The sequence below is a fragment of the Streptomyces sp. NBC_00057 genome (genome assembly GCF_045041165.1).
In the GTDB taxonomy this organism is placed as follows: Bacteria; Actinomycetota; Actinomycetes; order Streptomycetales; family Streptomycetaceae; genus Streptomyces.
In genome coordinates, this window is sequence record NZ_CP108256.1 from 673,114 (window position 1) to 695,255 (window position 22,142).

The following is a 22,142-nucleotide window of genomic DNA, read 5'->3' on the forward strand; positions in this document are numbered from 1 at the left end:
CTCATGGGACTGCTGACTCAACTCGCGACTCTTCCGCTGGCGCCGGTGCGCGGCGTGGCCTGGGTCATGGAACGCGTCGTCGAGGCCGCGGAGAACGAGTACTACGACCCAGCACCCGTCGAACGGGAACTCGCCGCACTTGAGCGAGCGCTCGTGGCGGGAGACATCGACGAGGAAACCTTCGACCGGCGCGAGGACGAGTTGCTGGACCGGCTGGACGAGATCAGGGCCCATGCCCAGGGCGTCGATACCTGATCGCGGCAGCCGGTGGAACGAGCGCATTGCCACGCGCTCCCGTCGAAGCTCCGGGACACCAGGGAATTGAGGTGCAGCGGCCGTGACCGAACCCGTCGCCAGGAGGCTGGGCGACCTCCCGTCCAGGTCCGCCCCGTATGGCCAGGGCTCCTCGGCCAATCTCGCCGACATCCTGGAGCGCGTCCTGGACAAAGGCATCGTCATCGCAGGCGATATCCAGATCAACCTCCTGGACATCGAACTACTTACGATCAAGCTGCGCCTACTGATCGCTTCGGTGGACAAAGCGAAGGAAATGGGCATTGACTGGTGGGAGCACGATCCCTCACTGTCGTCACGCGCCAACGACGGCTACCGCTCACTCGCCGAGGAGAACAAACGGCTGCAGGCTGAAATCACGGCGCTGCGCGAGGACCGTGAGCTGCCACGGGTCAAGGACGAGGAGAGCCGCGCTGCGGCTCCCCGGCGCACCTCACGCACCTCACACACCAAACGAGCAGAGCCCAGCCCCCGCAGCGAGAGGCGGGACGAGCCATGACCGCCACGGTCTCCTATGCGTACGCCGTAGCACGGGATGCCGACGGATCGCTGGAAAAAGCTCTATCCGGGCTCCCTGGAGTGGCGGAGGCGCCGGTGCATCTAGTGCGTGTAGAACACAGCGACGATGTGGTGGTCGCCGTGAGCCCGGTACCCGAGCGAGACTTCCAAGAAGCCGCGCTGCGAGCGCATCTTGAGGACTTGGACTGGCTGGAGTCAGTCGCCCGCGCCCATCACCGGGTGATAGAGGCCTTGGCCGCCCGCACCCCCGTCCTGCCACTGCGTCTGGCGACGGTATACCTCGACGACGAGCGGGTGCGACTCATGCTCCGGGCCCGCCACGAGGCGTTTGCCGGCAGACTGACCGACCTGGCAGCGCAGGTGGAGTGGGGCGTCAAGATCTATGTCGAAGCGGCCGCTGAGACCGAGAGGCCAGCAGGCCCACCCACAGATGCGGGTCTGAGCCCCGGGCGGGCCTACCTCAGCCAGCGCAGAGCACAGCGACACGCCCGCGAAGACGCCTATCGGGGCGCCGAACAGGCAGCCGAACGGGTCGAGGCCGCCGCCCGCGCTTATGCGGTTGATCGCGTCCAGCACCGGCCGCAGCAAGGCGAACTCGCCCGCGGGCCGGGAGAGAACGTCATCAACGACGCCTACCTTGTGCCGCTGCAACAGGCCGAAGACTTCCGCGCCGATGTCATGCAGGCCGCGGAAGGACTACCCGGGGTACGCGTCGAAGTCACCGGGCCGTGGGCCCCGTACTCCTTCGCCACCCTCGCCGAAGCCGAACCGCTGAAGGGGACCACGCCGTGAGGGCGGCGAGCAGGCCGGAGGAGCCGCTGCCGCAACGGCAGATCGCACTGATCGACCTGCTGGACCGGTTGCTCAGCGGAGGGGTGGTCCTGACCGGTGACGTCGTGCTCTCCATCGCCGATATCGACCTCGTACGCATATCGCTGCGCGCGCTGATCGTCTCCATCAGCGAACAGAATCCTTCCCCCTGGCATGCCATCTCAGCACCCACAGGAGACGACCGTGACAGGTGAGGACCGTCCGCCCGGAAGCCGCCTCGACGAGATCGCCGATGCCGCCGCCCGCGCCTTCCGCATGCTTCCCGCAGTGCCGCAGGACATCCTGCCCCGGGGCGGTGCGGAGGTGCGAAGGCCCGCCCACCGGATCACTACTGACCCGGACACGGTGGAACGGGACCTGATCAAACTCGTACTCACACTCGTCGAGCTGCTACGACAGCTCATGGAACGCCAGGCCCTTCAGCGCGTCGACGCAGGAGACCTCACCGAGGAACAGGAGGAACGCCTCGGAGCAACTTTGATGATTCTGCACAGTCGTATGATTGAACTCTGCTCTCGATACGACCTTTCCATGCAAGATCTCAACTTGGATCTCGGACCTCTCGGATCTCTGCTGCCACCACCTGAATGACCCCAGGGAGAACGTCATGGGTATCGGAAAGAAGTCCAAGAATATTGGCAAAATCGCGGAGGGGAAAACAAAGGAAACGGTCGGGCGGGCCGTGGGTAACGAAAGCCTGGAGGGAAAGGGGAGGGCCCAAAAGATGAAGGGCAAAGTGAAGCAGGCAGTGGAGAAGGGCAAGGACACCTTCAGGCACTGAAGGGAGACATGCAGCACTGACTCGCTGCCACACTCCGAACAAGGGCGGGCCGGTGTCCAGCGGAACAACTGCCGGCTCGCTGCAATCGATGCATGCAGGTGGCGGCGGGACAGTGCGCGCCGGTGTACGAGTTTGTCTGCGCTCACTTCATGTATGCCCGGGTGGACCGGATATGCAACGGGCCGCTGAATCGAATGTGCCCGGCGAACGTCTCCGTAACCACTGGCCGCCCGTTTCTCTCAACGCCGAGGGGTACGGGAAGTCACACGCCTGTCAGAATCCCCCGTTGTGGGCTGCTCCGAGTCCGAAGCCGTGGCGAAGCTCTCCGCTCTCTACTCGATGCGAAATCCTGGTTGTGAGCGATCCTGATTCCGATGTGGACGAAGTGGAACGCGAAGCTGGGAGACCCGTCGCAAGGGCGATGGAGACGAATGCCAAGGAAGGGAAGCACCGTGATGAGGCTCCCGGAGACCCGGGGTGAGGTGTCTGCCGCTCTGATCGAGGCGCTCGGCCGGGAACCGGGTCGGCGCAGCCTGCCGGACACGTCCCTGGTAGCGGGTGCCGATCCGTACGGCGACGACCTGCAGCTCGCCCTGTACCTCTGCTACGAGTTGCACTACCGCGGCTTCGACGGAGTGGACGGCGCCTGGGAGTGGGATCCGGAACTGCTCAGGGTGCGCGCCGCGCTGGAGCGGGAGTTCATGGCGGCTCTGCGCGCTGACGTGCCGGTGGCCGAGGACGTCGGCAGCGCGCTGGACGAACTCGTTCTGGAGCCGGTGGACGGCGACGACGTGTCGTACTTCCTGCGGGACGAGGGCGAGCTGTGGCATCTGCGCGAGTATGCCGCCCACCGCTCGCTATATCACCTCAAGGAGGCCGATCCGCACGTGTGGGTGATCCCGCGCCTGACGGGCCGGGCCAAGGCAGGAATGGCTGCTGTGGAGTACGACGAATTCGGAGCGGGACGGGCGGAACAGGTCCACTCGAAGCTGTTCGCCGATCTGATGGCGGACCTCCAGTTGGACACCTCGTATGGGCGCTACCTCGACGCCGGCTCTCGGCAGATGCTCGCGACCGTCAACCTCATGTCACTTTTTGGGCTTCACCGCTCACACCGTGGTGCGCTGGTCGGTCACTTCGCCTCGGTGGAGACCACGTCGCCACCGGGGTCGCGGCGCCTCGCTCAGGCATTGAAGCGGGCCGGTGCCGGGCCTGCGGCCATCCGCTTCTACGCGGAGCATGTGGAGGCCGATGCCGTGCATGAGCAGCTCGTACGGCATGAGGTCGTCGCCGGTCTGCTCCAGGAGGAGCCGGATCTGGCACAGGACGTCGCCCTCGGTATCGCGGCCACCGGATGGTTGGATGACCGGTTCGGGGAGCAGTTGCTCGGCGCATGGCGGGGCGGCGAGTCCTCAGTCTGTGTGCCGCTCTGAGGCCGGCGGTGGGGCTTTCGGCCTCTTCCGGCCGCGGTGGCTCGTGTCGCACCAAGGGAAAATGAGGCTCCGCCGGCAGGTACACAGTGCGACAACGGGCCGGTCCGAGCGCGCAATGGTGCCGTCCTCCTGGACCACTTCGACAGGCCCCTCTACGAGCATGGGTCCGCCCGGTTCTTGCATGACACGGCGTGCAGCTGCCCGAGGTGCGGTCTCCGGTTCAGTACGGCCGTTCTGCACGGATCACCACCAGTTCCTCTTTCTCCTGGCCGGGCTCGATCAGGCCCTGGGTCTCCAGCCAGCTGGCCCGTTCTCGCAGGACAGGTCCGAAGGGAACGAACCGGCGGTCGGTCACGGCCACGCCCAGTCCCGCTTCAGCCAGCCGCGCCAGGGTCATCGCGGGGTTGCTCAGTGCGGAGTGGACCGCGAGCAGCACACCTCCAGGGCGCAGCAGAGCGGGGACCTTGGCACAGAGCCGGTCGAGCACCGCCCGGCCGTCGATCCCCGCCTCCCAGGCCCGAGCAATACCGCGACGCGGTAGGCAGGCGTTCGCGGACGGTACGTACGGCGGGTTCGCCAGCACCAGGTCGAACCTCAGGCCGGTTACAGGCTCCGTCAAGTCGCCCCGGCTGGTCCGGATCACCCGTGCATACCCGGACAGCAGTGCGTTGAGTCGTGTGGTGAGCACCGCCGCGGCCGACGTGTCGATGGCGGTTACGCGGGCAACACCGAAGCGGGCGGCAGCAATCGCCGCTGCACCGGTACCGGAACCCACGTCGAGCACCTCGGCTCCAGGTGACGGATGTTCGCGCCGCAGAGCGGATACCAGCATGACTGTGTCTTCCTGCGGCGCGTAGACACCCGGAGGCTTGAGGAACTTCAACTGTCGTGCCCGTCTTTCAGAGATCGCAGGGCGGGTAGCAGGCTCTTTTCCTTTCCTCCCAGTCAAGAAAAGGCCGCTGACTGATGGTCACCGACGACCTGAACGAAGGCGATCTCCGTCAAGCCCGCTTCGGTGAGACGCGCTACGGCTGCCACGACGAAGGTGTCGACGTCGTCACCGCACGGGATGGAATCCGCAATGTCGTCCGGCAGCACGAACTGGGGGACCTGGCAAATCTGGCTGGGGCAGCTCTGGTTTGGCCTTCCAGCCGTCGGCCGGCCAGCGGAACTGGTCGTGCGTCCGTGCGACCGTCACAGCCCGGTCGGCGTCGTATCCTCAGCTGCACCCGGCAACCTCGAGCGGATACGCGCCATGACAGCCGCACAACAAGCCCGGTTGCGGTCCGGGTACCTGGCCCACTCTGCGACCGGGGGCCGACCGTCTCCATCAGCGGTCTTTGCCGCGGGCATCTGCCCTGAGCGTCTTTTCTCGCCGCGTCCCTCTGCCTGCGGGCCCTTGTCGTCCCGCCGACGGTTTCCTTCAGTTGTCTAACCTTCTTCGCCTTCGCCTCTCCCTTACCCATGAAGACTCTGCCCTTCGCTGGAAAGGCCCTGACGTATCCACCTTGCGCCGATCACTCTGGGGCCGCAATCGGTAGGACGTCACGCTCACGAGTCTCCGGAGAAAGAAGGAATGGAAAGAAGGACCGTAGCGCCCCGGTCAGTCAGGCGGCTCGGGGACCGGGCGGGTTCCGGGGCCCGGTGGTGGCTCGGGGTCTGGCTGGGGTTGAGGTTCGCTGGGGCCTGGTTCGGACGGACGTTGCGGGTCGTGCGGCACCGGATCCGGCCGGCTGGGGACGGGTCCGGGGCCTTCAGGGGTGGGTTCCGCGGTCATCGCTCTCGTCCTTGCGTTGTGCGTCAGTCGCTGAACTCGTGGATGTACGCCGGGAAGGTCGGTCACTCCCCCGCGCACGTGCAGTCTCCGCGCGGCCAGCCTGGCGGTGACCGATTGCGTCGTTGCGATCTGCGACCGACTGGCGGCCGGGCTGTCCGAGGTCCCGGCGCGAGGTTCTGGCATGGTGGGATGGGCAGCGTACAGCGGCGATGCGCAGGCTCAGCCCCAAGACGGCCAGCGCCCCGACGGCGATGCCGTAGAGGAATAGCGTGCCGGTGGAACCGGTCACGTAGCCGAATACCGAGAAGCCGTCGGTGAGATGGTGTGCCTGCCAGAAATTGGTGAGAACGCCAGCCACGGCGACGACTACCGCGGCGATCAGGATGATGAGCCCCAGGATAACGACCATGGCGTGCTCCGGGAATTTGCGGCGTACAACCACACCAAGTCCATAGATAGAAGCGCAGGAAACTCAGACCGCGACGTCAGGCACGGCGAGAAGCAGGTTGCGGGCTCCCCGCACCAGCGTGTCACTTTCGGAACTTGGTGGTGTCGCGAGCTTCGACGTACGACTCTCGGCGGGGCACGAACAGTGTTGTCTGGGATCGATGGGGTCAGTCGGAGTCGGAGCGCGGTTCCTGCGGGTCGACTCCCGTGGATGCGGAGGCGTCCCGGGTGCCGCTGGGGCGTTGGGACCGGCCCCAGGGGCCGGTGTCGCGCATACCGCTCTCGCCGGATTTCCCGGCGCGTTCCTGACCCGGGCGATGTGTGCTCTTGACTGTGTTGCCGGGGACCTCCTCGGTTTCCTCCTTGGAAATCTTCCTGCCGGGGCCGAGCTTCGGCGCGTACTCGTCGGGATGGAAGGACCGGTGTGCGCTTTCGTTGGCCTCCTGATGGGATTGCGAACGCGTGATCAACACCATCCGCCGCGAGGCCCCCGACCACGTCCTGACCTCGGGCGAGAGCCACGCCAGGAAGGTCCTGACTGACTACCAGGACCATTACAACGGACACCGGCCCCACCAATCCCGGCAACAGCTACCGCCCAGCGCGACCGAGCAGCCCGCAATCGTGCACGACCTCGACGACCGAAGCCTGCTCCGCACCAGGGTCCTCGGCGGCATCATCAACGAGTATCGATACGCCGCGTGACCTGCAGCGACGACTTTTCGAGCCCCACAGGCTGTTGCTACCCGCTCCGTGGCGCTGTTGCTCGTGCCAGCCCGAGGCGTCCGTGCCGATCGGGGCGGGGGTCTGCTGCGCGACGGCGAGCACAAGCCATGTACCGTCGGGCAGGGTGATGCCCGAGCCGAGCGGGCAGTCGAGATCCGGGCCGGCGATGAAGGTCGCTGCCGCGGTGAACTCCCGTTCCTTGACCGGCGGGGATGCGGACCGCCCATCGAGCATTCCGTTGATCCAAGATCCGGGCCACACCCGGGCCAAGTCCCAACCAGAGATCACCAAGGCGATCGTTTTCGCTGGTCAGCACAGGTACGGGCCGTGTACCACCAGCAGACGAAGAACCTCCTGGTGTCGTACTCACCGAAGAAGCTCGGCTTCTTCTAGACAGGAGAAAAAGGGCGCCTGACCAGCAATGCCGGCAGCGGCCGAACGGCAGTGCGTCGAGGACGAGTTGACCGAGGAGATCCGTGAGATCCACGCCTCCTCGCGGGGTGCCTACGGTGCCCCGCGCGTGCACGCCGCGCTGCGGCGTAAGGGCCATGCGGTCAACCGGAAGAAAGTCGAGCGGATCATGCGCGAGCGCGACATCCGCGGCGTCACCCGCCGCAGGCGCCGCCACCTGACGCAGCAGGACACCAAGGCCGCACCGGCTCCGGACCTGGTCGGCCGCGACTTCACCGCCACCCGGCCCGGCACGAAGCTGGTCGGGGACATCACGTATCTGCCGACGATCGAGGGCTGGTGGTATCTGGCCACGGTCATCGACCTGGCGACCCGCGAAGTCATCGGGTACGCGATGGCCGGTCACCATCGTGCCGAGCTGGTCACCGACGCGTTGCGGATGGCCGCCGGCCGTGGAGGCCTGCAGCCCGGCTGCATCATGCACACCGACCGCGGAAGCGAGGGCGGATTCAACCGGTCGTTGCAACACCTCGTCCTCGGAGATGTTGATGGGCAGGCCAGCAGGGTGGATGGCAGCGTTGACCGGGCGTTCGCCGATGAAGTCACCAGGTGCGCCGGCGCTACGGCGGGAAGCGGAACGTCAGTTCTGGCGGGAGATCGCGAAGGGACTGCTCCCGGAGGAGGCGGCAGCTTCGGTCGGCGTATCCCGAGCGGCGGGGGGAAGATGGTTCCGCCACGGTGGCGGCATGCCACCAATGGATCTTGCTCCGCAGTCCGGCCGGTACCTGTCCTTTCACGAGCGGGAAGAGATCGCGATCCTGAAAGCGCAGGGCATCGGGGTCCGGGAGACCGCGCGACGTCTTGGCCGTGATCCTTCGACGGTGTCCCGGGAACTGAGGCGCAACGCCGCGACTCGTGGCGGCTGGCTGGACTACAGGGCTTCGGTCGCCCAGTGGAAGGCCGATCTGGTGGCCCGGCGCCCGAAAACCGCGAAACTGGCGGCCAACGACCGGTTGCGCGACTACGTACAGGAAAGGCTTTCCGGCCAGGTCAGCCGCCCCGACGGGACGATGATGGGGCCAGAGGGGCCGCGGTGGAAGGGAAGGAACAAGCCGCACCGCGGCGACCGCCGGTGGGTCATGGCGTGGAGTCCGGAGCAGATCGCGAACCGGCTGAAGGTCGACTTTCCCGATGATGAGTCCATGCGTATCAGCCACGAGGCGATCTATCAGGCCCTGTTCATCGAAGGCCGGGGAACGCTCAAGCGCGAGCTCGTCGCCTGCCTGCGCACCGGCAGGGCCCTGCGGGTGCCCCGAGCTCGGTCCAAGCGGACGTCGTGGGCCCACGTCACGCCCGAGGTGTTGATCAGTGAACGGTCGGCCGAAGCCGACGACCGGGCCGTTCCGGGACACTGGGAGGGCGATCTTCTGATCGGACTGGAGAGGTCGGCGATCGGCACGCTGGTCGAGCGCACCACCCGGTTCACGGTGCTCGTCCACCTTCCCCGCGAGGACGGCTACGGCACGGTTCCCCGCACCAAGAACGGGCCGCCGCTGGCCGGCTACGGAGCGGTGACGATGAAGAACGCGCTGGCAGCAACGGTCGGCACCCTGCCCGGGCAACTATGGCGGTCGCTGACCTGGGACCGCGGCAAGGAGCTGTCGGCACACGCCCAGTTCACGATCGAGACCGGCATCCCGGTCTACTTCGCCGACCCGCACAGCCCCTGGCAGCGCGGCACCAACGAGAACACGAACGGCCTGTTGCGCCAATACTTCCCGAAGGGAACTGACCTTTCTCGATGGGCGGCTGAGGATATCGAGGCGGTCGCTGCCACGCTCAACAGCCGGCCCCGGAAGAGCCTCGGTTGGAAGACGCCCGCCGAGGCCCTCAACGACCATCTACTATCGATGAAATAAGCCGGTGTTGCATCCACTGGTTGAACCTGGTGAATACACGAGTGGCGAATTCCGCCAGGAACTACGGGAGTTGAACCTGCGGCAGAGCATGGGAAGAACCGGCATATGCTACGATAACGCGGCAGCCGAGAGCTTCTTCGGCCTGCTGAAAGCGGAGATCGGCACCGCCGTCTGGGACAGCCGCGAGGCGGCCCGCGCCGACGTCTTCCGCTTCATCGAGGTCGAGTACAACCGCACCAGGCTCCGCAAGCACCCCGAGTTCGGGTACCTCACCCCACTCGAAACCCGAGCCAGGCTGCAGCAAGACTTCACCCCCGCAGCGTAAGCACCCGCTGTCCAAGATCAGGGGGAACTTCAACCAGGGCGTGGGTGCCGCATTCGGTCAGGGCCATCAAGCGGACCTGCGGGTGTCCGCTCTGGTTGACTCCGTCCCTTCCGGTGAAGCCGAACTCGGCGGCGTTTGCCGGGGTGTCGGGGACGTCCAGTGCGGTGCCGTCCCAGGCGACCAGCCGCAGCCCGAAGGCGAACGCGCCCGGAGTGACGGTCATGGCCAGCGTGCCGCACCGCCGCTCGAACAGCGCCTGCCTGTTGGCCCGGTCGTCGACGGACAACTCGATCGAGGTGCGGGTCTCGGGTACGGACCCGCCGGCCTGATGTACCGACACGATCGGCTGCCGTGGTTGCTCATCTCAGTCGTGAGGGACGACGGCGACTGGGCAGCGCGCGTGATGAATGGCGGCTTGGGCCACGGGGCCCAGGTGTGGTGCCAGGGCGGGGCGGTGCTTGCGTCGGCCGACAATCAGCAGCCCGGCGCCATGGGCGGCCCGTACGACAGCCTTGGCGGGGCTTTCGAGAGCGATGCTGTCGCCCACCTCCACGAGCGGGAACTTGTCACGCCAGGGGCGGAGGATCTGGTTGAGATGCTTCTGCGCGTCCTGGGTGATTTCTTCCGTCACGTCGTGATCCACGCCCCAGGGCGCGTAAGCGACCAGCGGCAGGCTTTGGCCATGGACGACTCGAAGAGGCACGCCTCGCGCTGCGGCGGTACCGAAAGCGAATTCGAGCAGATCATCACAGGGGCCGTGCAGTTTCAGTGCCGCCACCACGCCGCCTTCCACAGCTGGAGCAGGTTGCGGCCCTTGCTCGCTCGATTCGGCGCGTACCAGGACCACCGGCCCGTCGGCCCGTGCCACGACAGGCATGCTGATATCTCCGAGAAAATAGCTCTCGACGGGCACCAGTCCGCGCGAACCGAGCACGATCATCTCGGACTCCGAAGCCGCTCGCAGCAGCGCGTGCTGGGCGTCGTCGGCCACCAGGTTGCCGACAATGGGAAGGCCCGGGTGGCGGGCCTGGAGCTCCGCCCGCGCCTTGTGCACGATCCGCCTCGCCCAGTAGTTCTGATCCATCTCCGCAGGAACGCGGGTCGGTTCCGGCACCAGCAGAGGCCACGCGTGCAGCAGACGCAGCGTGAGCTTGCGCCGCTCGGCTTCGTCGGCGGCCCAACGGGCAGCGGCAAGGCTCTCGGGTGAGCCGTCGAGGCCCACGGTGACGACTGGCTCCATGGCAACTGCCTCCGTCTCGTAAGTCTCAGGGTGGAATAAAGGCGAACAAGTCCGCCTGCCCAGCCTTCTACCGTCCCTGTGCCGTCTGTCTGGGACCGGACAGACGAGGGTGAGAGGCAATCGATGCTGTGAACATCCGCGCCGACGCGCCGAGCCCGGCTTCTCCTCATTACGAGAAGTACCGCAAATCTCCTGGTCTCGCATGCGGACCCTGATGTGGCAGGACTCGTAGGGGCTCGGAATCCGCACAAGGAGGAAGAGCGGTGGTCATTCCCCTGGTGATGGGGCATCGACGGGTTGCGGGGCGCTCCCTGAAAGGGTGGAACGGGCTGCCAGCAAGGCAATCCGGCACGACGAGCCAGTCCTCCTCGCGGGCCTGCTCCGTGCTCGGTCAGCCTTGCCGTGGGCCGGTGCCGACTGCCCTGCCGTCGCGGTGCGCGGTGAGGCGGGTTACGGGGGCCCGAATGTCTCACGTGTCGGTGCGGGAAGTCCGGATGTCGTCGGTCCGGTAGGCGACACGCTCAGCGACGGAGACCACACCGTCAACGCTCCGGCACAGCCGTTCGATGATGGGGATCAGGCTCTTGAACTCGACGGATCCGCCGAGGACGACCTGTGCCTGACGTACTTCGACCGTCACCTCCGAGGGGGCCAGACCCATCGTCCGCTGCAGTACGTCCCGGTTGATTTCCTCGTAGATGGCGTCGTCGCGGCGCAGGAAGACCCGCAGCAGGTCACGACGGCTGACAATACCCAGCAACTTGTCCGTCTCGTCCACGACGGGCAGCCGTTTGACGTTCTGTACCTCCATGAGGCGGGCAGCCTCGACCACGGTCCACTCCGGACGCGCACACACGGCGGGAGCCGACATCAGTTCCTCGGCCCTGGCCCCCTCGGCCTTGGCCCGCTCCCACGCCTCCAGGTGCGGAATCGGTGTCCGGCCCGACGGATCGACCTGGTCGGAAGACTTGCGCAGCAGGTCGGCCTCGGACACGACACCCATGGGGCGATCCAGTTCATCGACCACGGGTACCGCTGTGACATCGTTCTCTGCCAGCAGCTTGACGATCTCTTTGAACGGCAGGTCACGCCGTGCCCGGACGACGTCTCTGGTCATGAGCTCTGCGACCGATCGGTGGTGCATGCGGCTTCTCTTTTCGGGATGTGACGGCTGGTAATGGTCATGTGCCGAGCGGGTCAGGACCTGCTCGCCCGCGAGCCGCGCAGGTGGCCCGGCCCCACTCGTCGGTGGACCAGTGGGCCCGATACCAGCTCCCTCGGCCCTGCGGAATCACGGTTTCTCGTCCCGTGCGGCGACACGCCACTCGTGGCACGTTGGGTACAGCAACATCATGAGGAAACGGCGGCGATCATGCGAGCTCACCTCGGCGATCAACTTGTTGTCGAAAGCCCGGCCACCGGCGCCAGCAGGCGCGACGGCGAGATTGTCGGACTCCACCACGAGGACGGAACCCCTCCCTACGACGTGCACTGGTCGGATACCGACCAGGTGACGCTCGTGTTCCCCGGGCCCGACGCCCATATCCGTCACCTTGAGCACAGGCCGGGTGGCAGATCCCGCGAGCCGTCCCGGCCGGGCTTGGCCGAGCCTGGTGCCGAGTCCGCCGGGGTCCGGCTCGATGGGGCACCCAACCCCGGCGACATCGGCCGGCGCGTGGCCATGGAACGCGAGCGACAGGGGCTCAGCCGCGCAGAAACAGCCCGCCGCGCCAGAATGGCGCCGGACTACCTGGCATACCTCGAACAACGGCCGGCTGACCCGAGTCTGGCGAGTCTCATCAGCCTGGCCGACGCACTTGGCACCACCGTCGCAGCCCTGCGCGGAGGCGGCATCGATCTGCCACCCGGCCAGGGCCAGGCGCTCCTGCACCCCCGGCTGCAGGACCTGAACCCCGACGAATGCCGCGCCCGGCTCTCCACGCACGGCGTAGGACGCATCGCGGTGTCGACACCCGATGGCCCGGCAGTCTTTCCAGTGAACTACGAGGTCATCGATGGCACGATCGCTTTTCGGACCGCGCCTGACTCAGTGCCTGCGACAGCCGGGGGAACGGATGTCGCATTCGAGGTCGACCACGTGGACGAGGCCATGAGCCAGGGCTGGAGCGTGCTTGCCGTAGGCCCTGCGCGGATCGTTACAGAGCCCGACGCACTGCGGCAGCTTGCCGATCGCGCCCATACCACGCCTTGGGCAGGGGGCGAACGCAACACATGGGTGTCGATCCGGCCCACGCGCCTCACAGGGCGGCGCATCAGTCCGGCTGATCAATGACCTGACAGCGGACTGCCGCGAACCCGGCGGGCATTCCACGACCACGAAGTCCGCGTGCCGGCGAGGTCGCCAACGTGGACGCGCATCTGCGCGCGCTGTCGGGCACGAATGCCGACAGACCCGGCCCGTATCGGCTCGGCGGGCTGGCGACGGCCTGGCCTCGGCTTGCCGAAACCAGGTCGCGGGCCGAGCTGCGGAGCGCTGGCCGGCCGGGCGTTGATCGACCTCGGCAACCAGCTGCTCCGCGCTGGCAGAACCGACTCCGCGTCGGGTGACCTTGCCGCGCCCGGTTGAACGGGCGTCGAGAGCAGCCGCCCCGGCTGGTGGGCAGGAAGAGATCCGCCATAGCCGAGCGGCCCCTGCCCCTGGAAGAGCCGCTTCTGCAGGGCTCAGCCGGAGTTGTGACACCGCCACTGCACAACATTCGGCCGTGGCGCTTCCGCCCGACGTCCGCGCACCACGCGGGCCCCGGTCTAAGCAGGAGCTCATACGGCTCGCGCGTAAGAAGAGATCTCCGTGTGGTGGGCTCGTCACGCCAACGCTAATGAGGAACACGAGTCAGTGTGGTGACTTCCCGCCCGACGGTGAACGGGGAACCGGGGACGTCGAAGGCTGTCGGTCTACGGCCAGGCTTTGCGTGCCAGCTATACGAAAGGCATCCCTTCGACGTCCCCTCGGGCAACGAGAACTGACGCTATGCGATCGGCATCGTTGCACGAACGGCACCGGATTCAACGCCTGCTCCGTGGGGCCGCTAACAACGGATTAGCTATACGAGAACAGGGCTGACACCAGCGGGGTCATCGCCGTCACACAGCAACCGTCGGCCGGGGCCGACGGGTCGCACCGGTGGTGTCGGTCGGCAGGTCATGCCCGCGGTGACAGACCGTCGTCCACGGGCACGTTCTGGGATTTCAGTGTGATGCCGGAGTTCCTGGCCTGCTCGCCGCCGCGCGCTCGACGGGCCGCGCCCCGGCGCGACGTCGGTGGTCGAAGGGGTTGACCAAGCGGCGTCTCTCCAAGTGGCACGAGCGCGCCCGTCCAATATATTACGTTTTGCGGAACAGTTATGTATCTGGCCGCAATCCCGACGCTGGTTGAGCTGCCGCGTGTGGTCGCGCGCCTGTCGGCCGGGGCCGGCTCACGGAATCCGATCGCGGCAGCGCCGTACGGCTTGCCACCTGGCTCCTTGCCTGAGGGGAACCATGACTGACGAGACCTCCGCGAACCTGGAGGACGGGTGGAGCGGCGAAGGGTGCCCGGCGAGTGCGTTTGCCCGGCGGTCGTTTCTGCACGGCGCCGCCGCGGGCGTGGCCGGAGCGGCGGGCGGGACCGCCTTGGGCGGCGGTGCGGCGGTTGCCGTCCCGGTGGCCGAAGTCAAGGCGCAGCCGAAATCCCGTGTGATCCCCTTCCATGGCTATCACCAGGCAGGGATCGCGACTGCGCCCCAACAGGACGGGATTTTCGTCTCGTTCGACGTGACCGCTTCCGACCGCGCGGAGCTCACCGACCTGTTCCGCACGCTGACCTCGCGGGCCCGCTTCCTCACGGCGGGCGGCAGGCCACCGGAGGTGCCGCCGACCGCAACGCCATCGGACAACGGCATCATGGGACCCACGTTCGTGGCGGATGGTCTCACCCTCACAGTCGCAGTGGGCGCGTCCCTCTTCGACGACCGCTACGGATTGGGCACGCGCAAGCCGGTCCAGCTCGTTACGATGACGCCCTTCCGTCACGACGACCTGGACCCCGCGCTGAGCCAGGGTGACCTGCTGATCCAGATCTGCGCCGATCACCGCGACACGACGGTGCATGCGCTGCTCGACATCCTGACCCACACCAAGTCCGCGATGAAGCTGCGCTGGCGCATTGACGGCCAGCGTAATCCGGAGCGCCCCGTCGGCGTCCGGCGTGACTGGTTCGGCTTCAAGGACGGCATCTCCAACCCGACCGTCACCGACGACGCCCAGATGAATCAGGTGGTCTGGGTCCAGCCGAAGGGCGCCGAACCGGCCTGGGCCGCGGGCGGCACGTACCACGTGGTGCGTATCGTGCACTTCTTCATCGAGGCGTGGCAGAAGGTGCCCGTTGCTCAACAAGAGCGGATCTTCGGCCGCCGCAAGGCGAGTGGCGCCCCCATGTACGCCGTGGATGAGAACGTCACGGATCTCCTCGACCCCATCTACACCAACGACCCGCAAGGCCTGATCACCCCGTTGAATTCTCACATCCGCCTCGCCAATCCCCAGACCCCGCAGACCGCGGCGACCAGCACCATCCTGCGTCGCAGTTACGACTACGACCGGAGCCCCAACCCGCCGGAACTCGACATGGGGCATGCGTTCGTCTGCTTCCAGCAAGAGCTGAACACCTACGTCGCCATGCAGACCCGGCTGGAGGACGAAACACTGGTGCCGTACATCAGCCCCCGGGGCGGCGGTTACTTCTTCGCACTTCCCGGAGTTCGGGACGAGAAGGACTACTACGCCCGCGGGCTCCTGACCTGATCCTTCCCTGCCCCCGGCCGGCGTCGGCGAGAAGCCGCCCCGCCCGGCCCCGGACCGAACCATCGCAATGCGCACAGGAGGCGAGATGTTCTCTGCCCTGCGGACCCGAGCCGGCGGCGGCCGCCGGCGCCCCGGCAGGACGCTCCGGCCGGCACTCGCGGCCGGCCTTGGGATCCTGTTGATCTCCTGTACGCCCGCCGCCTCGGTCCGCAAGGACTCCGCCGTGCCGGTCGCGCCCGTCCACGCCGGTGCCGGTGGCCGCGTGTATGTCACGAACCAGCAGGACGACACGCTCTCGGTGATCGACGCCCGTACCTACAAGGTCGTCGCGACCGTACCGGCCGGCGTGGCGCCCGAAGGCGTCACGGTCGCCAAGGACGGCAGGCACGTGTACATCGCCAACAGCGGGTCGGCCCGGGTCTCGGTCCTCGACACCCGGAACAACAAGATCGTCGCAACCGTGCCGGTCGGAAAGAGCCCCACCGGTGTCGGCCTCAGCCCCGATGGCAGCTCCCTCTGCGTCACCAACGGCGGTTCGAACACCGTCTCGTTGATCGATACCCGAACCAACCGGGTGGCTGCGACCATCCCGGTCGGCAAGTCTCCGGTGAACGTGGCGTTCAGTCCTGACGGTGGTTCGGCCTACGTGGCGAATTCCGGGTCCGGCAGCCTGTCGGTCATCAACACCCGCACGCGCCGGGTCGACCGGACCCTCCCCGCAGGGCGCTCGCCGGTGGGCGTCGCCATCACCCCGGACGGCAAGTCGGCCTACGTCGCCGACGAGGTGGCAGCGCACGTCCTCGCCGTCGCAACCCGTACCGGCAAGGCGACCACCGTGTCCGTCGGCGAGGGCCCCTTCGACGTGGCGGTCGAGCCCGGCGGACGCTTCGCCTACTCCGCCGACCTCGGTCCGGGCAACGTGTCCGTGATCGACACCAGCAGCCACCGTGTGTCTTCGACCATTGCCCTGGGCCCTCCCGGCACCGACCCGTTCAACCTGGAGGTCACCGACGAGGCGATCTACGTCACGAACCAGGGAGCGGGCACCCTCAAGGTCATTGACCCGAATTCCCACAAGGTCGTCGCGACCGTCACTCTCGGTGCCAGCCCCTACGGCGTGGCGGTGAGCTGACCGCGCGACGCCCCACCGGACCGTGCGTGTCCACGTCGAAGACACCGGCGCCCGGGACCTGGATACCCGGGGACGCGGGGTGCCGGCGGAACATGGACAAGGGGAACAGAGAAGGGATCTTCCATGTCTCACGCTTCCACCGTCGCTGTTCTGGGAGCAGGCGCACTCGGCGCCGCGATGGCAATACGTCTCGGAGATACCGGCCACGAGGTACGGCTCTGGAACCGCACGCAGGACAAGGCCCGTGCGGTCGCGGAGCACGCTGCCGGGGTCACGGCAGTCAGGGCAGTGGGCGAGGCGGTCTCCGGCGCCTCCGTCGTCATCACTGTCCTCCGTGACGGCAATGCGGTCGCGGAAGTCATGTCGGATGCCCTCGGGCGGCTCGACAACGATGCCATCTGGGTGCAGGCGAGCACGGTAGGGCCACGGCACGCCGACGTGCTGGCCGGTCTCGCCCGTGATCACGGTGTTGCGTACCTCGACGCACCGGTCTCGGGAAGCACCGCTCCCGCTCGGCAGGGCAAACTCGTCTGGCTGGCAGCCGGCTCCGAGGACGTCCTGGAGCGGGCACGTCCCCTGCTCGACGATCTCGGCTCGTCCGTGCTCCACGTCGGAACAGGGGTCGAGGGCAGCGCCGTCAAGCTTGTGGTCAACGCGTGGATGGCTGCCTCGACGGTCGCCATGAGCGACGTCCTCGCGCTGTGCGACGCGCTCGGCGTCGACCACACGACGTTCGTCCGGGTGCTTGAGGCCGGCCCGCTCGCCATGCCTTACGAATTGCAGAAGGTAGGCGTCATGGACGATGCCTCGTACGCGCCCGGATTCGCGGTGCAACTCGCCCTGAAGGACATCGAACTGGCCGCGGCGGCCGCCACTCCCACCCCTCTGCTCCAGGCCGTCCGAGACCGTCTCGAAGCGACCGTCGCAGCCGGCCACGACAACGACGACCTCGCCGCCGTCGACTACTTGAGGAAGCCGCCGTCGTAGTCCGAATACGGGCCGTCGTTCCGGTCCCGGCCGCCCGGGGGCACCAGAGCAGAATGGCTCGACCGGCTACGCATCGGTGGGCGACGCGGCTGGGGGATCTGAGTCCGTGTGCCACCGGAGTGGACCGGTCCAGCCGCGCCACGCTGAGTCCTGCTTCTACGGATTTCCTTGTCAGCCAGCTGCCAGCCAGAAGGGACCACTGGATCGTGACCACCTCGATCATCGTCCCGGTTCCACCATGGTGACTGCCTTCAACGGCGGCATCACCGGTCTGGTGAAAACCCTGGCTGTGGAAATCGCACCCCACCGCATCAACGCAATCCACCCGGGAGTGGTGGGAGACAGCCCGAAGTGGCGCGACGCGCCCGAACACCCCCACCTGGCGCGTACCCCTATCGGACGCCTCGTGACGACTGCGGAGGTCGTCGATGCCACCGAATTCGTCCTCCGCAACACCGGCGTCAACGCCCTCGACCTGTTCGTCGACGGCGGACTGCGCGTGACCTGAGGCGTCGGGGGACCGGGCAGCCACACAGACCAACCACCGACAGCGAAGCAGTCACGTGATCCACCGCTCGTCCCCGGACAGGGCCCTCCGGCAAAGACACTCTGATCCTGGCCGGGCAGCGGCGGTAGGCCCCGCACAGATGCGAAGGACGCTGTTGGTTAACCTCGCCGTTTCGGTTGTGGTGGCGTGACGTCGGTGGTCGTCAACTTGTCGTTGGTGGTGACGATTTCGGCTTCTGGGCATGGTGGAGTCCCGGCGCGGTGGTCGGGCTCTCCGGGTTCCTCGGGTCGTGGGCGGGCGGGGCGGGGTGGGTTGCCAGCCGGCGGGGCGGGGCAGTGCGGCCAGGCGGTGGAAGGCTGTGGCCAGTTCGTTTCTCCAGGGCCAGGTCGCGCAGATTCGCAGGCGGCGGCCGCCGCGGGTGAGGCGGGCGGCGACGTGCAGGATGCGGTAGCGGAGTTTCTTGGGTTCGGCAGCTGCGAGTTCGCCGTCCAGCAGCAGGACGCGGGTCCAGGCCAGCAGGTCAGGGCGGGGTGTCAGAGTCTGTCGGGGAGGGCCCCGATCGCTCGGCGGACCGGTTCGGTGACCGCGTGTCCGACGGAGAAGCGCAGGTCCAGACTGTTCTCCCGCAGGGTGAGGAGGTGGGCCAGGAAGGCTTTCGCGGATCCGGCGCTGTTGGCACGGCCGAGGATCGCGGTGCCGTGCTGGTGAGCGTCGGGGATCTGTGCGAGGGCCTGGTCGAGGGCGGTGATGTGATCGGCGGCGGTAGTGGCTCCGGCATTGCCGGGCCGCAGCAGCCCGGACATGCCCTTGCCGGTGTTGGCCAGGAAGCGCAGCAGCGGGTGGTAACCGAATCCGTTCTTGTAAGTGGGGGGGCGGCTGCCTCCTTTCGCGTTCCGGCCAGCATCCCGACCAGCCCCAACCGAAACGGCGAGGTCAGCCCTGGATAAAGCTCTCCCAGCTCTGCGAGGACCACGAAAGCGACGGTACGGGAGGCACAGGCAGGACCGGAGGAACGCTGAGTACCGGCGGCACCGGCGGTACGGCGGAACCGGCCCCCCTCGCCAGCGTTGCAAGCGTCCCTGGTGCCTGGGCGATCACTCCAGATCACTCGTATGTCCGTCCGGGCGCGACGGCAAGCGCTGATTCGCTGATGCTGGGTCCTGACAGAGCTGCGGTGTGCTTCCCGCCGAGGGACCGGACCGCCCAGCCGGGCATCGGGCCCTCCTTTCGGCGGAGTTCGTTTACTGGGACGTTGCGTGGACAGCGGCGCCGCACTCCCGGTCCAGCACTGGGGCAACCCCCAGGGTGAGGAGACTGTTCCCTTGGTAACACGACACCTGCGGCCCGGCCGCATACTCCCCAGGCACATACTGATACCGAAGCGGACGGCATTGCTGGCGGGCGGAGCGGCGCTGATGGCCACCACGCTGGTGGCGGCGCTCCCTGCCGCAGCTCCCACACCGCCCGACCCGAACCGCTACCCCTTCGGCCGGCCCACCGGCAGCGGAGATTTCCGGGTCCCTCCGCCACCCGAGGCGCCAACCCTGGTGCCCACCATCGGCACCAAGACCACCCAGCGGCTCTACGGCTCCGACCCCTTCCAGGAAGCGGTGTCCGTCACCCAGCACATCTGGCCGGCCGCGCTCCCGGAAAACGCCCCGGGGGAGAACGACAACGTCCCCGACCGGCCCTGGGCCGTCACCCTGATCACCACCGACGATCCGCTGACGGGCATCACCGCCGTCCCTCTCATCCACTTCCCCGACGACGCGCCCATCCTCTACGTCACCAAGACGGGCATTCCCCAGGTCACTCTGAACGAGCTCAAGCGCCTGGGCGACACGGGCATCAGCCGCCACCACAACATCGACGCCTTCCTGGTGGGCGCGGCGGCCAACCCGGCTGTCCAGGCGCAGCTCAAGGCCATCGGCATGACCTTCCAGAGCATCACCGCGCCCACCGTCCCAGGGCTCGCCGACGCCGTCGACCGTGTCTACGGCAGCATCCAGAACCCGGACACCGGCGTACCGCAGATGGGTAACAGCGGCAGCCAAGGGGGCGCCGGAATGATGGACGTGATGATCGCGTCCATGGACTCCTGGGAGTACGCCCTGCCCGCCACCCACTGGTCCTCCCACATGCCCACCGCAATCCTGTGGGTCACCCGAGACGGCATCCCGCCGGAGACCGTCACCGCGCTCAAACGCCGCATGGGCCGAGCCACCATCTACCTGTGGGGCGGACCGGACCAGATATCCCCCACCGTCGCCAAGCAGCTCAATGCCTACGGTGCCGTGCAGCGCATCACCAACGACGACCCCGTCGACTTCAACGCGACCCCGAAGAACACACCGGAGACCACCGCCATCGCGTTCGCCAAGATGTGGGACCCCGCCGGCATGGTGGGCTGGAACATCACCGGGCCGGGCCACGGCTTCACCCTCGTCAGGCGGGACGACTGGCAGGGCGCGGTCGCCTCGGCGCCCCTGTCCCACCTCGGCTTTCACTCCCCGCTGCTGCTCACCGACAGCGCCGACAAACTCCCCGAGGCCGTCGAGGCCTACTACAAGCAGGTGGCGCCCACATACCTGACCACCCCGGCTGAAGGCCCCTACAACATGACGTACGTCATCGGCGACTGGAAGCGGATCTCCTGGCCGTTGCAGGCACACGTCGACTACATCTCCGAGATGAGCAACCGACGCGTCTGGAACCAGTCCACCGGAGGACGCTACAGCGACTCCGGACAACCCTGATCAACGGTCCACGCCTGCCTGCCACAGCCCAAGCCTGCCGCGGCGCACGCCGATGGCCCTGCGCCATGCAACTGCGGCAAGCAGCCGGATCACGCCCCGGCTCAATCCGTCTCCGAGTGTCTGATCAGCAGTCGTGATCGTCCGGACGGACCCGCGCGAGACGGGACACGCCCCGTGCACGCACCCACGCACACTCGACCCACGAGGAACGCGCACCCACGCACACTCGACCCACGAGGAACGCGCCACCATGGACATCGGAATCGGGCTACAGGCCCTGCACCCCGACCCGGACCTGTCGGTCGTGGACTGGGCAAGACGCGCCGAGGAGCGCGGCTTCTCCACGCTCGGCACTACCGACCGCCTTGTCTACGACACCTACGAGCCGCTGACCGCACTTGCCGTCGCGGCCGGAGCGACTTCGCGCATCCGTCTGACCACCGCCATCCTGCTGGCCCCGCTGCGCGCCAACCATGCGCTGTTCGCCAAGTCCGCCGCCACGCTCGACCGCCTGTCCGATGGCCGGCTCGTGCTGGGCCTTGCACCCGGCGCCAGGGAGGACGACTACAACGCAAGTGGGGTCGATTTCCGGCAGCGCGGCAAGCTGTTCGACGCACTGCTCCAACGGGCCACGTGGCAGTGGCAGGACCACGGCGGTATCGGACCACGTCCGGCCACGGCCGGCGGCCCCCCGATGCTGTTCGGTGGGTTCACCAAGCCCGCACTGCGGCGGATGATCACTTACGGTCGCGGCTGGATCGGTGGCGCCCAAGGCGTGGCGAACTTCCGGGCCGTCCTCCCGCGGGTGCAACAGGCGTGGCAGGACGCGGGCAAGGAGGGGACGCCCCGCCTGGTGGCGACCGCGCACTTCTCGCTCGGCCCGAACGCAGAACAACGTCTGCACCACCGCCTTGCGAACTACTACACCTCTGGCACCTACACCCGCGAAAGCGTAGAAGCCGGTCTCACCACACCCGAAGGAGTGGCCCGCGAGGCCGCTGCCTACGCCGAGGCGGGCTGCGACGAACTCATCCTCTTCCCCCACGGCGGCGGACTGGAACAGGTGGACCTGCTCGCCGACGCGATCGGACTGTGACCGCTCGCCGGGACCGAAGTACAGCAACCTCCGCAACCGCGGCCAACCGTCAACGAAGGCGACCCCGGGGCCGATGAACTCGGACTGCGGCTGCGTGCACAACGCGCTGGAGACATTCTCCTCACGCGCCCGGTCTTCGTCGCTCGCGAGTGGGCTGATC

General features: G+C 67.4%; 25 protein-coding genes and 2 pseudogenes. 18 read left to right on the top strand and 9 right to left on the bottom strand.

The features are described from left to right. Positions 1-3 precede the first annotated feature (3 nt). The 7 genes from OG953_RS03405 to OG953_RS03435 all read left to right on the top strand — a co-directional run bounded on the left by OG953_RS03405 (position 4) and on the right by OG953_RS03435 (position 3,858). Complete coding sequence (locus OG953_RS03405; protein WP_189281227.1) at positions 4-255, top strand: gas vesicle protein GvpG; 252 nt, start codon at positions 4-6, stop codon at positions 253-255. Between the two features lie 82 nt (positions 256-337). Beyond that, complete coding sequence (locus OG953_RS03410) at positions 338-793, top strand: gas vesicle protein (protein ID WP_405682413.1); 456 nt, start codon at positions 338-340, stop codon at positions 791-793. Continuing rightward, positions 790-1,605, top strand: coding sequence for a GvpL/GvpF family gas vesicle protein (locus OG953_RS03415; RefSeq protein ID WP_405682414.1), 816 nt, complete (start codon positions 790-792; stop codon positions 1,603-1,605). Before OG953_RS03410 ends, OG953_RS03415 begins: the two co-directional genes overlap by 4 nt. Continuing rightward, positions 1,602-1,838 carry a gas vesicle protein gene (locus tag OG953_RS03420; protein WP_405682416.1) on the top strand — a complete coding sequence of 79 codons (237 nt, stop codon included), beginning with the start codon at positions 1,602-1,604 and terminating at the stop codon, positions 1,836-1,838. The genes OG953_RS03415 and OG953_RS03420 overlap by 4 nt, the downstream gene beginning before the upstream one ends. Further along, entirely contained in the window at positions 1,798-2,235 is a 438-nt protein-coding gene (locus OG953_RS03425) for a gas vesicle protein K (RefSeq protein WP_405682417.1), read from the top strand. The genes OG953_RS03420 and OG953_RS03425 overlap by 41 nt, the downstream gene beginning before the upstream one ends. A gap of 16 nt (positions 2,236-2,251) precedes the next feature. Next, positions 2,252-2,425, top strand: a complete 174-nt coding sequence (locus OG953_RS03430; protein ID WP_114243090.1) for a CsbD family protein — start codon at positions 2,252-2,254, stop codon at positions 2,423-2,425. A gap of 455 nt (positions 2,426-2,880) precedes the next feature. Continuing rightward, complete coding sequence (locus OG953_RS03435) at positions 2,881-3,858, top strand: iron-containing redox enzyme family protein (protein ID WP_405682419.1); 978 nt, start codon at positions 2,881-2,883, stop codon at positions 3,856-3,858. Here OG953_RS03435 and OG953_RS03440 read toward each other — a convergent pair. The 5 genes from OG953_RS03440 to OG953_RS03460 all read right to left on the bottom strand — a co-directional run bounded on the left by OG953_RS03440 (position 3,838) and on the right by OG953_RS03460 (position 6,552). Continuing rightward, on the bottom strand, positions 3,838-4,041 hold the full coding sequence (locus OG953_RS03440; protein ID WP_382227231.1) for a CDGSH iron-sulfur domain-containing protein: 204 nt from the start codon (positions 4,039-4,041) through the stop codon (positions 3,838-3,840). The two genes, OG953_RS03435 and OG953_RS03440, sit on opposite strands and share 21 nt — an antisense overlap. Positions 4,042-4,078: 37 nt before the next feature. Continuing rightward, positions 4,079-4,765 carry a HemK2/MTQ2 family protein methyltransferase gene (locus tag OG953_RS03445; RefSeq protein WP_405691596.1) on the bottom strand — a complete coding sequence of 229 codons (687 nt, stop codon included), beginning with the start codon at positions 4,763-4,765 and terminating at the stop codon, positions 4,079-4,081. Positions 4,766-4,803: 38 nt separating this feature from the next. Then, complete coding sequence (locus tag OG953_RS03450; protein WP_405682421.1) at positions 4,804-4,956, bottom strand: hypothetical protein; 153 nt, start codon at positions 4,954-4,956, stop codon at positions 4,804-4,806. Positions 4,957-5,612: 656 nt separating this feature from the next. Beyond that, positions 5,613-6,044 carry a hypothetical protein gene (locus OG953_RS03455; RefSeq protein WP_405682422.1) on the bottom strand — a complete coding sequence of 144 codons (432 nt, stop codon included), beginning with the start codon at positions 6,042-6,044 and terminating at the stop codon, positions 5,613-5,615. A gap of 205 nt (positions 6,045-6,249) precedes the next feature. Then, entirely contained in the window at positions 6,250-6,552 is a 303-nt protein-coding gene (locus OG953_RS03460) for a hypothetical protein (RefSeq protein WP_405682424.1), read from the bottom strand. Between OG953_RS03460 and OG953_RS03465 the strand changes: the two genes are divergently transcribed. The 4 genes from OG953_RS03465 to OG953_RS03480 all read left to right on the top strand — a co-directional run bounded on the left by OG953_RS03465 (position 6,545) and on the right by OG953_RS03480 (position 9,463). Next, a complete protein-coding gene (locus OG953_RS03465; protein ID WP_405682425.1) occupies positions 6,545-6,787 on the top strand; it encodes an integrase core domain-containing protein in 243 nt (80 codons plus the stop codon). The two genes, OG953_RS03460 and OG953_RS03465, sit on opposite strands and share 8 nt — an antisense overlap. Positions 6,788-7,229: 442 nt before the next feature. Beyond that, positions 7,230-8,090 (top strand): IS3 family transposase, encoded by an 861-nt coding sequence (locus OG953_RS03470; protein ID WP_405682426.1) that lies wholly within the window; start codon positions 7,230-7,232, stop codon positions 8,088-8,090. Further along, complete coding sequence (locus OG953_RS03475) at positions 7,975-9,138, top strand: IS30 family transposase (protein ID WP_405691598.1); 1,164 nt, start codon at positions 7,975-7,977, stop codon at positions 9,136-9,138. Before OG953_RS03470 ends, OG953_RS03475 begins: the two co-directional genes overlap by 116 nt. A gap of 4 nt (positions 9,139-9,142) precedes the next feature. Next, positions 9,143-9,463, top strand: coding sequence for an integrase core domain-containing protein (locus OG953_RS03480; protein WP_405682427.1), 321 nt, complete (start codon positions 9,143-9,145; stop codon positions 9,461-9,463). Here OG953_RS03480 and OG953_RS03485 read toward each other — a convergent pair. The 3 genes from OG953_RS03485 to OG953_RS03495 all read right to left on the bottom strand — a co-directional run bounded on the left by OG953_RS03485 (position 9,447) and on the right by OG953_RS03495 (position 11,847). After that, a complete protein-coding gene (locus OG953_RS03485) occupies positions 9,447-9,803 on the bottom strand; it encodes a hypothetical protein (protein ID WP_405682429.1) in 357 nt (118 codons plus the stop codon). The two genes, OG953_RS03480 and OG953_RS03485, sit on opposite strands and share 17 nt — an antisense overlap. A 24-nt stretch (positions 9,804-9,827) precedes the next feature. Continuing rightward, positions 9,828-10,703, bottom strand: coding sequence for a universal stress protein (locus OG953_RS03490; RefSeq protein WP_405682430.1), 876 nt, complete (start codon positions 10,701-10,703; stop codon positions 9,828-9,830). 469 nt (positions 10,704-11,172) lie between these two features. Then, a complete protein-coding gene (locus OG953_RS03495; protein WP_405682208.1) occupies positions 11,173-11,847 on the bottom strand; it encodes a CBS domain-containing protein in 675 nt (224 codons plus the stop codon). Positions 11,848-12,075: 228 nt separating this feature from the next. Between OG953_RS03495 and OG953_RS03500 the strand changes: the two genes are divergently transcribed. From OG953_RS03500 to OG953_RS03520, 5 genes and pseudogenes are all read left to right on the top strand, one after another. After that, positions 12,076-12,996: a pyridoxamine 5'-phosphate oxidase family protein gene (locus OG953_RS03500; RefSeq protein ID WP_405691580.1), complete on the top strand. Its 921-nt coding sequence runs from the start codon at positions 12,076-12,078 to the stop codon at positions 12,994-12,996. Positions 12,997-14,201: 1,205 nt separating this feature from the next. Next, complete coding sequence (locus OG953_RS03505) at positions 14,202-15,503, top strand: Dyp-type peroxidase (RefSeq protein WP_405682431.1); 1,302 nt, start codon at positions 14,202-14,204, stop codon at positions 15,501-15,503. 85 nt (positions 15,504-15,588) lie between these two features. After that, complete coding sequence (locus OG953_RS03510) at positions 15,589-16,635, top strand: cytochrome D1 domain-containing protein (protein WP_405682432.1); 1,047 nt, start codon at positions 15,589-15,591, stop codon at positions 16,633-16,635. A gap of 99 nt (positions 16,636-16,734) precedes the next feature. Beyond that, positions 16,735-17,622 (top strand): annotated as a pseudogene (locus tag OG953_RS03515) (NAD(P)-dependent oxidoreductase); the annotation flags it as partial. 238 nt (positions 17,623-17,860) lie between these two features. Further along, positions 17,861-18,130 (top strand): SDR family oxidoreductase, encoded by a 270-nt coding sequence (locus OG953_RS03520; protein WP_405682433.1) that lies wholly within the window; start codon positions 17,861-17,863, stop codon positions 18,128-18,130. 318 nt (positions 18,131-18,448) lie between these two features. Here OG953_RS03520 and OG953_RS03525 read toward each other — a convergent pair. Beyond that, positions 18,449-18,996 (bottom strand): annotated as a pseudogene (locus OG953_RS03525) (hypothetical protein); the annotation flags it as partial. A 549-nt stretch (positions 18,997-19,545) separates the two neighbouring features. Between OG953_RS03525 and OG953_RS03530 the strand changes: the two are divergent. Both OG953_RS03530 and OG953_RS03535 read left to right on the top strand, forming a co-directional pair. Beyond that, the gene (locus OG953_RS03530) at positions 19,546-20,886 is read left to right on the top strand and encodes a hypothetical protein (protein ID WP_405682434.1); all 1,341 of its coding nucleotides are present in this window, start codon (positions 19,546-19,548) and stop codon (positions 20,884-20,886) included. Between the two features lie 250 nt (positions 20,887-21,136). Continuing rightward, the gene (locus OG953_RS03535) at positions 21,137-21,982 is read left to right on the top strand and encodes an LLM class flavin-dependent oxidoreductase (RefSeq protein WP_405682435.1); all 846 of its coding nucleotides are present in this window, start codon (positions 21,137-21,139) and stop codon (positions 21,980-21,982) included. The last annotated feature ends 160 nt before the right edge of the window (positions 21,983-22,142 follow it).